Here is an 11,419-nt window from a genome sequence, read left to right on the forward strand (position 1 = left end):
ACGCTGATGTGCTTGCCTTTGGGAATCAGATATTCCTTCGGCGCGCCGACCTCGGGCGTAACATACACCTTGCGCTTGCCCTTGGAGTCCTTACCGAAGGATACGACCCCGTCGATTTCCGAAATAATGGCGTATTCCTTGGGCTTGCGGGCCTCGAAAAGCTCGGCAACCCGCGGCAGACCCCCTGTAATGTCCTTGGTTTTCGTGGTCTCCCTTGGAATTTTGGCGAGGATGGAGCCGCCGCTCACTTTTTCCTCCTCCGGAGCGACGATGATGGCCCCCACAGGCAGCATGTATCTGGCCGGGGCGCCATTGGGCAGCTTGGCCGTTTTGCCTTCGGCGTCCTTAAGGGTAATGCGCGGGCGCTTGTCGGCACCTTTCGACTCGATGACCACCTTGCGAGACAAACCGGTTACTTCGTCGACCTGCTCCTCCATGGTGACACCTTCAAGGATGTCCCCGTAACGGACGGTACCGGCGATTTCAGTCAGAATGGGCATGGTATACGGGTCCCACTCAGCCAGCAGGCTTCCCGCGGAAACCGGCCCATCCGGCCCAATCCGCAGACGCGCTCCATAAACAACCCCGTACCGTTCACGCTCACGCCCCGTTTCATCGACAACCGCAATTTCGGCATTACGGTTCATGACCACGTGATGGCCATCGGCATCCAGCACCGAGTTGAGATTGAGGTACTTGAGGAAACCGTCGAACCGCGCTTCCAGAGACGTCTGCTCGGCGCGTCTCGAAGCCGTACCACCGATGTGGAAGGTACGCATGGTAAGCTGGGTACCCGGCTCACCGATCGATTGGGCGGCAATGACACCCACCGCTTCGCCGAGATTGACCAGATGCCCCCTGGCCAGGTCACGGCCGTAGCAGGTTGCGCAAATGCCACGATGGCTCTGACAGGTAAGTACGGAGCGGATTTTTAGACGCTCGATGCCGGCGTTTTCAATTTTCTCCACCAGCGTCTCGTCGATCTGCTGGTTTGCCTCCACCAGCACCTCCCCGGTGACCGGATCGAGCACATCCTCAAGGGCGGTGCGGCCGAGGATGCGGTCGCCAAGACGCTCGATAACCTCCCCACCTTCGGTCAGGGCGGTCATCATGATGCCGTCGAGGGTGTCACAATCCTGCTCGGTAATGATGGCGTCCTGCGCCACATCCACCAGGCGCCGGGTCAGATAACCCGAGTTGGCGGTTTTGAGTGCGGTGTCCGCAAGACCTTTACGGGCACCGTGTGTAGAGATGAAGTACTGCAACACGGTGAGGCCTTCACGGAAGTTGGCGGTAATCGGCGTCTCGATGATCTCGCCGGAAGGCTTGGCCATGAGGCCGCGCATGCCGGCCAGCTGCCGGATCTGCTGTGCGCTGCCGCGGGCACCGGAGTCGGCCATCATATGTATCGAATTGAAGGACGGCACCCGCACCGTTTCGCCATCCGGGGACACAATCTCGTCCTTGGACAGGGTCTCGAGCATCGTCTGGGCTATGGCCTCGGTACATTTGGCCCAGATATCAATAACCTTGTTGTACCGTTCTCCATCGGTGATCAGACCCTCGGTGTACTGCTTCTGGATTTCCGTCACCTCTTCAACCGCTGCCTTCATCATGACGTCTTTGGTATCGGGAATAACCATGTCGTCAAGACAGATGGAGATGCCAGCCAGGGTTGAGAACCGATAGCCGGTATCCTTGAGACGGTCGGCCAGCAGCACCGTTTCCTTGTTGCCCGCCAACCGGAAGCATACATCGATAAGATTGGCGACATGTTTTTTCGCCATGACCACATTGATGTAATCAAAGGGGATGATCTCAGGCACAACGTCCCTGAGCAGTACCCGTCCGGTCGTGGTTTCAATAAGGGTTACAGGTTCGCCGGCCACGCGTGACATGCGCACCTTGATTCGCGCCTGAAGGTCGATTTCACCGGCGTCATAGGCCATGCGCAATTCGTCACGGGAAGAAAGAACCTTCCCTTCGCCGCGTGCAAAAGCGCGTTCCCGGGTCATGTAATAAAGACCGAGAATCATATCCTGCGAAGGCACGATGATCGGCTTGCCGTGCGCGGGCGAAAGAATGTTGTTGGTGGACATCATCAACACCCGCGTCTCGATCTGGCTTTCAATGGACAATGGCAGATGCACTGCCATCTGGTCCCCGTCAAAGTCGGCATTGAATGCGGTGCAAACCAGGGGATGCAATTGAATCGCCTTGCCCTCGATAAGAACCGGCTCAAATGCCTGGATACCGAGGCGGTGCAGCGTCGGTGCACGGTTGAGCATGACAGGATGCTCCTTGATGACCTCTTCGAGGACATCCCACACCTCGGGCTTTTCCTTTTCCACCATTTTTTTTGCACTTTTTATGGTGGTACAGTAGCCGCGCTCTTCCAGTTTGTTGTAGATAAATGGCTTGAAAAGCTCCAGCGCCATCTTCTTCGGCAGGCCGCACTGATGCAGCTTGAGTTCCGGACCGACGACAATAACCGAACGACCTGAATAGTCGACACGTTTGCCAAGCAGGTTCTGGCGGAAGCGTCCGCCTTTACCTTTAAGCATATCGGACAGCGACTTCAAGGGCCGCTTGTTGGGACCGGTGATGGCCCGCCCCCGGCGACCGTTATCGAACAGCGCGTCGACAGCTTCCTGCAACATGCGTTTTTCGTTCCGGATGATGACTTCCGGAGCACGCAACTCCATCAGGCGCTTGAGGCGGTTGTTACGATTGATCACACGCCGATACAGGTCATTGAGGTCCGAGGTGGCAAAGCGGCCGCCATCCAGAGGCACCAGCGGCCGAAGTTCCGGTGGCAGCACCGGAATGGTCTCCAGAATCATCCATTCGGGACGGTTGCCGCTGAATTTGAAAGCCTCGACCACTTTCAGCCGCTTCGCGACCTTTTTGCGCTTGGCTTCGCTGGCAGCTTCACTCATCTCCTTGCGCAACGTATTGGACAGTTCTTCGATATTGATGCTTACAAGGAAATCGCGAATCGCCTCGGCGCCCATGGATGCTACAAACTGCCCCGCGTATTCATCCATGGTTTCGGCATATTTGTCTTCGGTAAGCAGCTGTCCGCGGAACAGTGGCGTGTCGCCCGGATCCAGTACCAGGTACGCCTCGAAATAGAGTACGCGCTCGACCTCTTTGAGGGTCATGTCGAGCAACGTCGAAATTCGCGACGGAAGCGATTTGAGGAACCATATGTGCGCCACAGGACAGGCCAGATCGATATGCCCCAGACGCTCGCGGCGCACCTTGCTGGGGATAACTTCAACCCCGCATTTTTCACAAACAATTCCCCGGTGCTTCATGCGCTTATATTTGCCGCAGTTGCACTCGTAGTCCTTGGTCGGTCCGAATATTTTGGCGCAGAACAGACCGTCCCGCTCCGGCTTGAAGGTCCGGTAATTGATCGTTTCGGGCTTCTTAACTTCGCCGAAGGATCTTTCACGGATCTTTTCCGGCGAAACCAGCGAAAGACGAATGGCATTGAAGCTCAAAGGATCCTTCGGCCGCTCAAAAAGGCTGAAAATATCTTCCAAAACATACCCTCCTTGGGGATGGAGTTGGTATCGAGATAATTATTCCTGCTCCTCAAGGAGCTCAACATCCAGACAAAGAGATTGCAATTCCTTGATCAGTACGTTGAACGACTCGGGAAGGCCGGCCTCAAGGGTATGCTTACCCTTGACAATGGCCTCGTACATTCGCGTGCGTCCGGTGACATCGTCGGACTTGACGGTCAGGAACTCCTGCAGAGCATGGGCGGCGCCATATGCCTCCATGGCCCATACCTCCATCTCCCCAAGCCGTTGTCCGCCGAACTGCGCCTTGCCCCCAAGCGGCTGCTGAGTAACCAGACTGTAGGGACCGATACTGCGGGCATGGATCTTGTCGTCGACCAGATGATGCAGCTTGAGCATGTACATGATGCCGACGGTAACCTTTTCCTTGAAAGGATCCCCGGTTTTCCCGTTATAGAGGGTCATCTGCCCGGAAGAAGCAAATCCGGCACGTTCGATCTGGGCCTTCATCTGCTCTTCCGTGACCCCCTCGAATACCGGAGAGGCCATGGGGATACCATTGGCCAACTGCCGCGACAACCGCACGACTTCATCGTCTGACAGTCCATTTACCAGATCGGTAACCCGATCGTCCTGGTAGGCATCGGCAATCTTGCCGCGCAGGGCATCGGGACTGAAATGACGGTCAAGATGCTGCTGGATCTGAATCCCCAGACCTCTTGCCGCCAGCCCGAGGTGCGTCTCGAGAATCTGGCCGACGTTCATGCGCGAGGGGACCCCCAGAGGGTTCAGTACGATTTCGACCGGCGTGCCATCGGCCATGTACGGCATATCTTCTTCTGGAAGCACGCGGGAAAGAACGCCCTTGTTGCCATGGCGTCCGGCCATCTTGTCGCCGACGGAAAGTTTGCGCTTGATGGCAATATACACCTTTACCATCTTGATAACGCCGGGAGGAAGATCGTCCCCGCGTTTGATCTTTTCAATCTTGTCCGCGAAAACCTCCCGGATCAGTTCTTCCCTCTGAGCCAGACTTGCCAGGATGCTGCTCAGTTTTTCCTCTTTTTCGGGCGCATCGAGAAGACTGATTTCCCGCCATCGCGCGAACGGCAAGCCATCGAGTACCTCGACAATGATTTTCTCGCCCTGGCCGAGAAGTTCCTTGCCGGCGGAATCAAACAGCGAGGTTGCCGACACCTGACCGAGCAGCAGGGATTCAAGGTTGCTGCGGCTCGACTCCCGGATGATGCGGATTTCATCGTGCTGATCCTTCAGCAATTTCTCGATCTCGGTCTTTTCGATGTATTCGGTACGGCTGTCCTTGTCGGCACCCTTGCGGGAGAAAACCCGCGCGCCGATGACAACACCTTCCACACCGGGAGGCAGACGCAGGGACGTATCCCGCACGTCACCAGCCTTCTCGCCGAAAATGGCGCGCAGCAGTTTCTCTTCCGGAGACAGCTGAGTTTCGCCTTTCGGGGTAATCTTGCCGACCAAGATGTCACCGGGCTTGACTTCGGCGCCGATGCGCACGATGCCACTCTCGTCGAGGTCCTTGAGCGCGTCCTCGCCAAGATTGGGAATGTCGTTGGTTATTTCCTCTTTGCCAAGCTTGGTATCCCGAGCGACACACTCGAGTTCCTCGATATGGATCGATGTATAACGGTCCTCCTTGACAAGTTTCTCGGAGATCAGGATAGAGTCCTCGAAATTGTAACCTTCCCAGGGCATAAAGGCCACCAGGACATTCTGTCCCAATGCCAGTTCCCCCCATTGCGTCGAGGGCCCGTCGGCTATGATCCCGCCGCGGCTGACACGGTCGCCGACCTTGACGATCGGCTTCTGATTGAGGCAGGTATTCTGATTCGACCGGGCGAATTTGATCAGATTGTAAATATCGACACCGGTGCCGTCTTCGTCAACCTCGCCCTCGTCAAGTTTCACCACGATACGGGAAGCATCTACCGACTCCACGATGCCGTTGTGCCGCGCTACCACAGCGGCGCCTGAGTCATGAGCGACGATCCGCTCCATGCCCGTGCCCACAAGGGGGGCATCGGAACGAAGCAGCGGCACCGCCTGGCGCTGCATGTTGGACCCCATCAGCGCACGGTTGGCGTCGTCATTTTCCAGAAACGGAATCAACGATGCCGCAACCGACACGAGCTGCTTGGGAGAAACGTCCATAAGGCCGATCTCTTCGCGCTGAATGAGCACAAACTCGCCATTTTGCCGGGCGTTGACAAGCTCATTGACAAAGCGGCCCTCTTCATCGAGAGGCGCATTGGCCTGGGCTATGGCATGGCCCCCTTCCTCAAGGGCGGAAAAATAGCGGATTTCGTTGGTTACTTTTCCGTCCTTCACGACCCGGTAGGGCGTCTCGACAAACCCGTGCTCGTTGATGCGCGCATAGGTCGACAAGGAAGCGATCAGGCCGATGTTGGGTCCTTCCGGCGTTTCGATCGGGCAGACACGCCCATAGTGGGTCGGATGTACGTCGCGCACCTCGAATCCGGCGCGCTCCCGAGTCAGACCCCCGGGTCCCAGGGCCGAAAGACGCCGTTTATGGGTAATCTCGGAAAGCGGATTGGTTTGATCCATGAACTGGGACAGCTGCGAAGAGCCGAAAAACTCCTTGACCACTGCTGAAACCGGCTTTGAGTTGATCAGATCGTGCGGCATCAGGCTGTCGACCTCTTGCAGGCTCATGCGCTCCTTGATGGCGCGTTCCATGCGCACCAGGCCCACCCGATACTGGTTTTCGAGCAACTCGCCAACCGCCCGCACACGCCGATTGCCAAGGTGATCGATATCGTCGATGTTGCCCCGTCCGTCGCGCAGGCCAACCAGATATCGCACGACTTCCAGAATATCTTCCTTGGTCAGCGTTGTCTGTTCTTCCGGAGCGTCCAGGTGCAGCTTGTAATTGAGTTTGATGCGTCCGACCACGGACAGATCATAGCGCTCCGGATTAAAGAAGAGGCTTTCAAACAGCGCGTTGGCGCTCTTGATGGTCGGCGGGTCTCCCGGGCGCAGGCGCCGGTATATTTCGATGCGCGCATCTTCGGGAGTGGCCATGCGATCGATCAACAGGGTTTCCCGCAGATAAGGACCGACGTGCAAATGATCGATGAACAGGATGCTGAACTCGTTAATTCCGCGCGAACGCAACTCTTCGAGTTTGGCTTCCGAGATCTCTTCGTTGCACTCGACCACGACCTCGCCGGTGGCAACATCAACGATGTCCGTTGAAGCAACTTTACCGACAACCTCCTCGGAGGAAACCGGTATGAATTCCACATTGCTGTCGGCAAGCTTGCGGATGGACGCCTTGGTGAATTTCCGGTTGGCTCGGACAATAACTTCCCCGTCGTTTCCAACAATATCGGCGGAAGCCCGCTGCCCGGACAGCAGTTCCAGATTGACCCTCTTTTTATAGGAATCGCCATCAAGGACGACTGTTTCCGTCTGGTAATAATAATTCAGAAGCTCTTCAGCGCTATAGCCGAGGGCCTTGAGTAGCACCGTGGCGGGCAGTTTCCGCCTGCGGTCGATGCGGACGTAGAGGATATCCTTATGGTCAAAATCGAAATCCAGCCACGAGCCACGATATGGAATGACCCGCGCATTATAAAGAACCTTGCCACTCGAGTGGGTCTTACCCTTATCGTGGTCAAAAAATACACCGGGAGAACGGTGCAACTGACTAACGATGACACGTTCGGTACCATTGATGATAAAGGTACCATTCTCGGTCATCAGAGGGATCTCGCCGAAATAAACTTCTTGCTCTTTAATATCGCGAATCGCCTGAACGCCGGATTCCTTGTCAACATCCCATGAAACAAGACGCACGCATACCTTGACGGGAGCGGCGTAGGTCATGCCCCGCTGATGGCATTCATTGACATCGTACTTGGGAGTTCCCAGAGAATAGGAAACGTAGTCCAGAGAACAGGTTTCGCTAAAATCACGAATAGGGAAAACCGAGCGAAAAACCGCTTCAAGCCCGATATTTTTCCGAGCAGAAGGAGGGAGCCCTGCTTGCAGGAAACGCTTGTAGGAATTTTTCTGGATATCGATGAGATTGGGGATCTCGATGATGCCTTTGATCGTGTTAAAATGTTTCCTAAGAAGCTGGTTATTCGCAATCGAATAAGCCATGGTTTCTCCTTTAGCTAGGGGAAGCTAACGAAAGCAGAATAGCCAAGGCCGCATACGGCAGCCTTGGCTAAGGTGTTAAATATGCAAAGAATACTACTTGAGTTGTACAGTGGCGCCAGCTTCTTCGAGCTGTTTTTTGAGTTCTTCGGCTTCAGCTTTGGGCATGGCTTCCTTGACCGTCTGCGGTGCGCCGTCAACCATATCCTTAGCTTCCTTGAGACCGAGACCGGTAGCGGCCCGAACAACCTTGATGACGTTGATTTTCTTGTCGCCGGCGGCGGTCAGAACAACATCAAACTCATCTTTTTCCTCGGCAGCGGGAGCAGCGGCACCGGCAGCGGGAGCAGCGGCAACGGCCACCGGAGCGGCGGCGGAAACGCCAAACTTCTCTTCAAGTTCCTTGACCAGTTCGGCCAACTCCAGAACGCTCATGCTTTCGATAAAGGAAACGACTTGTTCTTTGGTGATATCAGCCATGGTTATATAACCTCCCGTATATCTGACAGACTTGTTTTTAGGTGAATTTCAGCAGCAAGGCAATCAGGCCTCTTTTTGCTGCTGGATAGCGGCAAGAACCTGAACGAAACTACGCGGCACCGCGGCCAAAACGCCGACAAAATTGGTAACCGGCGCATTGAGCGATCCGAGCATCTTGCCAAGCAGAACCTCCTTGCTGGGCAATTCAGCAAGGGCCTGCACCTCATCAAGGCGCAGCAATTTACCATTGAGCTGGGCGGCGCGCAGTTCAAATGCCTTGTTGGCCTTGGCAAATTCCGTCAAAACCTTTGCCGGCCCGACAGGATCGTTTTCGGCAAGGGCGATGGCATTGGGGCCCTGAAGATATTCATCCAGGCATTCAGCATTGGTGCCCTTGGCTGCCAGACGCAGAAGCGTATTTTTGACAACCCGATACTCGACGCCTACCTTACGAAGCTCGCCACGCAGCTGGTTTACCTGCTCAACCGTAAGACCACGATAATCCGCAAGAAACGCTGCCTGACAATTGGCCAGTTTTTCAGCCATTTCAGATACAACTTGTGATTTGTCTTCCTTTTTCACTGCCTCTCCTCCTTTCTGTAGATTTCCGGACCAGTGTGGACCATATATCCAGTCAACGGCCACGGAGGGAGGCATTCGCATCCACTCGCTCCGGCCTCGGCAGGCGGTCAACCATTAAACATTTAATGTACCTGCTGTCTCTGACCTGGACTCAAGACACAATCGGCCGCCCCGCACATAAAGTGCGGGCCGGCTTGGATAGTGAAACAACCGTGCGTTACTTTACCAGCGCCTGTACCGTGGGCAGATCGACGGGAACGCCAGGACCCATGGTGCTGCAGAGGCTCATTTTGCGAAGATAGGTACCCTTTGCGGTAGATGGCTTGGCTTTGACCAGGGCATCGACGAGCGCCACGACATTTTCCTGCAGCTTGTCGACATCAAAGGATACCTTGCCGACGGGCGCGTGGATAATACCGGCCTTTTCAACGCGATACTCGATCTTGCCGGACTTGGCCTCGCTAGTGGCCTTGCCAACCTCAAAGGTGACTGTACCAACCTTGGGGTTGGGCATAAGCCCACGAGGTCCGAGGAGGCGACCGATCTTACCAACCGTACCCATCATATCGGGAGTGGCAATGGCGGTATCGAAATCAAACCAGCCTTCCTGGATTTTCGCGACCAGGTCATCACCGCCGACGAAATCGGCCCCGGCCTCTTTTGCCTCGATAGCCTTTTCACCCTTGGCGAAAACAAGAACCCTGACATTTTTCCCCAGGCCGTTAGGCAACACCACGGCACCACGCACCATCTGATCAGCCTTGCGAGGATCAACCCCGAGACGAACAGTAATTTCGACGGTCTCGTCGAATTTGGCGTGTGCAGCCTCCCTCACCAAGGCCAGCGCCTCGCCGATGGGGTACACCTGCGAACGGTCGACCTTTTCCTTGGCTTGCTTGTGCAGCTTTCCTATGGACATTGGCGTACTCCGAATCCTGCCAGAAATTATACGATTTCGAGCCCCATGCTACGGGCCGTGCCTTCGACGGTTTTCACCGCAGCTTCAATATCAAACGCATTGAGATCGGGCATTTTCAATTCTGCGATTTCGCGCACCTGCGCCTTGGTGACCTTTCCAACCTTGTCCTTGTTGGGCACAGCGGAGCCCTTGGGGATCTTGGCGGCTTTCATCAGCAAAACCGCGGCAGGCGGGGTTTTGGTAATGAAGCTGAAAGACCTGTCGGCATAAACGGTAATGACAACCGGCGTGATCATCCCGTCCTGTGCCTGCGTCTTGGCATTAAACGCCTTGCAGAATTCCATGATATTCACCCCGTGCTGACCCAGTGCGGGTCCGACCGGCGGCGAAGGGTTGGCCTTGCCGGCAGGAATCTGCAGTTTTATCAATCCAACAACCTTTTTGGCCATGAGCTTCTCCTTGAACTGTAACCTTCATAAAGCCAGCGTCAGCTGGTTTTTTCAACCTGGATAAACTCGAGCTCGACAGGAGTAACCCGGCCGAAAATGCTGACCATGACCTTCAGCTTTCCCTTATCGGGCTTCACATCCTCAACTACGCCGGTGAAATTCAGAAATGGCCCGTCAACAACCCGCACCGTCTCACCGACCTCGAATGCCACCTTGGGCTTGGGTCGCTCGACATCCTCCTCCATGCGGGCAGTGATTTTTGCCACCTCAGCGTCAGGAATCGGCGGCGGCGCCGACCCTCCACCGACAAACCCTGTCACCTTGGGGGTATTTTTGACCACGTGCCAGGTTTCGTTGTTAAGCTCCATCTGCACGAGGATATACCCCGGAAAGAACTTCCGCGTGGAAGTCTTCCTCTCGCCATTCTTCATCTCGACGACCGTCTCGGATGGGATAAGCACCTCACCGAACTGTTCCTCGACACCAAGCTGACGTATACGCTCTTCCAAAGTCATCTTGACCTTGTTTTCGAACCCGGAATATGTATGTACCCCGTACCACTTTTTAGACATACGTTGTTATCGTTTCGCCTATCCCCTGAGAAGAACGCCGATCGCGGATGAAAGCAGCCTGTCAACGCCCCACAAATACACAGCAACGCCAAGAACCAGCACAATGACCGCCAGCGTGGATCCGTAGGCGTCTCGCTTGGAAGGCCAAGTCACTTTCTTTAACTCGACCTTGACATTGCCAAGGAATTCTCCCGCCTTGTTGACCACAACAACTCCCAGAGTTTACTTGAAAATTTGGCAGGCCAGGAGGGACTCGAACCCCCAACACCCGGTTTTGGAGACCGGTGCTCTAGCCATTAGAGCTACTGGCCTGCATGCAAAAAGCCGCAGACACCTGCGGCCCGTCTTACTACACCCGCCGAGCCCTATTTGGTTTCGCGATGGGGAGTATGTTTACGACAAAAGCGACAGTATTTACTGAACTCAAGCCGCTCGGGCTTGATTTTCTTGTTTTTGGTCGTCGTATAGTTCCGCTGCTTACACTCAGTGCATGCAAGGGTAATTATGTCACGCATAGCCTGTTCCTCGACCCCCCCGCCCGAGGGCGGGGGAACTCAGCTGTAAAGGATTACTCGATGATTTCGCTGACGACACCGGCACCGACCGTACGGCCGCCTTCGCGAATGGCGAAACGCAGCTCTTTGTCCATGGCGATCGGGGTGATCAGATTTACGGTCATGCTGGCATTGTCGCCGGGCATTACCATTTCGGTCCCCTCGGCCA

Annotated in this window: 9 protein-coding genes, 1 tRNA gene and 1 pseudogene; all 11 read right to left on the reverse strand. The window is 55.4% G+C overall.

Features of this window, described 5'->3' with window-relative positions:
• The coding region (rpoC, locus tag AB7E65_RS09140; protein WP_428745738.1) for a DNA-directed RNA polymerase subunit beta' at positions 1–3,551 on the reverse strand (3,551 nt) is incomplete at its 3' end.
• A gap of 39 nt (positions 3,552–3,590) precedes the next feature.
• On the reverse strand, positions 3,591–7,697 hold the full coding sequence (gene rpoB, locus AB7E65_RS09145; RefSeq protein ID WP_428745739.1) for a DNA-directed RNA polymerase subunit beta: 4,107 nt from the start codon (positions 7,695–7,697) through the stop codon (positions 3,591–3,593).
• A gap of 93 nt (positions 7,698–7,790) precedes the next feature.
• Positions 7,791–8,174 (reverse strand): 50S ribosomal protein L7/L12, encoded by a 384-nt coding sequence (gene rplL / locus AB7E65_RS09150; protein ID WP_072286017.1) that lies wholly within the window; start codon positions 8,172–8,174, stop codon positions 7,791–7,793.
• Between the two features lie 63 nt (positions 8,175–8,237).
• Positions 8,238–8,756, reverse strand: a complete 519-nt coding sequence (gene rplJ, locus AB7E65_RS09155; protein WP_072286018.1) for a 50S ribosomal protein L10 — start codon at positions 8,754–8,756, stop codon at positions 8,238–8,240.
• Positions 8,757–8,973: 217 nt separating this feature from the next.
• A complete protein-coding gene (rplA, locus tag AB7E65_RS09160) occupies positions 8,974–9,675 on the reverse strand; it encodes a 50S ribosomal protein L1 (RefSeq protein ID WP_072286019.1) in 702 nt (233 codons plus the stop codon).
• 26 nt (positions 9,676–9,701) lie between these two features.
• Positions 9,702–10,124, reverse strand: a complete 423-nt coding sequence (gene rplK / locus AB7E65_RS09165; protein WP_072286020.1) for a 50S ribosomal protein L11 — start codon at positions 10,122–10,124, stop codon at positions 9,702–9,704.
• Positions 10,125–10,162: 38 nt separating this feature from the next.
• Positions 10,163–10,696, reverse strand: coding sequence for a transcription termination/antitermination protein NusG (gene nusG / locus AB7E65_RS09170; RefSeq protein ID WP_072286021.1), 534 nt, complete (start codon positions 10,694–10,696; stop codon positions 10,163–10,165).
• An 18-nt stretch (positions 10,697–10,714) separates the two neighbouring features.
• On the reverse strand, positions 10,715–10,903 hold the full coding sequence (secE, locus tag AB7E65_RS09175) for a preprotein translocase subunit SecE (protein ID WP_072286022.1): 189 nt from the start codon (positions 10,901–10,903) through the stop codon (positions 10,715–10,717).
• A gap of 28 nt (positions 10,904–10,931) precedes the next feature.
• Positions 10,932–11,008 (reverse strand) — tRNA-Trp (locus tag AB7E65_RS09180).
• A 53-nt stretch (positions 11,009–11,061) separates the two neighbouring features.
• Positions 11,062–11,211 carry a 50S ribosomal protein L33 gene (rpmG, locus tag AB7E65_RS09185; RefSeq protein WP_072286024.1) on the reverse strand — a complete coding sequence of 50 codons (150 nt, stop codon included), beginning with the start codon at positions 11,209–11,211 and terminating at the stop codon, positions 11,062–11,064.
• A gap of 53 nt (positions 11,212–11,264) precedes the next feature.
• A pseudogene (gene tuf / locus AB7E65_RS09190) lies at positions 11,265–11,419 on the reverse strand (elongation factor Tu); the annotation flags it as partial.

Source organism: Syntrophotalea sp. (assembly GCF_050253115.1).
Lineage (GTDB): Bacteria > Desulfobacterota > Desulfuromonadia > Desulfuromonadales > Syntrophotaleaceae > Syntrophotalea > Syntrophotalea acetylenica.

Excerpts from the sequence above, each read along its gene's own strand:
- rpoB (WP_428745739.1), bottom strand. The coding sequence starts at position 7,697 with ATGGCTTATTCGATTGCGAATAACCAGCTTCTTAGGAAACATTTTAAC.
- rplL (WP_072286017.1), bottom strand. The coding sequence starts at position 8,174 with ATGGCTGATATCACCAAAGAACAAGTCGTTTCCTTTATCGAAAGCATG.
- rplA (WP_072286019.1), bottom strand. The coding sequence starts at position 9,675 with ATGTCCATAGGAAAGCTGCACAAGCAAGCCAAGGAAAAGGTCGACCGT.
- rplK (WP_072286020.1), bottom strand. The coding sequence starts at position 10,124 with ATGGCCAAAAAGGTTGTTGGATTGATAAAACTGCAGATTCCTGCCGGC.
- nusG (WP_072286021.1), bottom strand. The coding sequence starts at position 10,696 with ATGTCTAAAAAGTGGTACGGGGTACATACATATTCCGGGTTCGAAAAC.
- rpmG (WP_072286024.1), bottom strand. The coding sequence starts at position 11,211 with ATGCGTGACATAATTACCCTTGCATGCACTGAGTGTAAGCAGCGGAAC.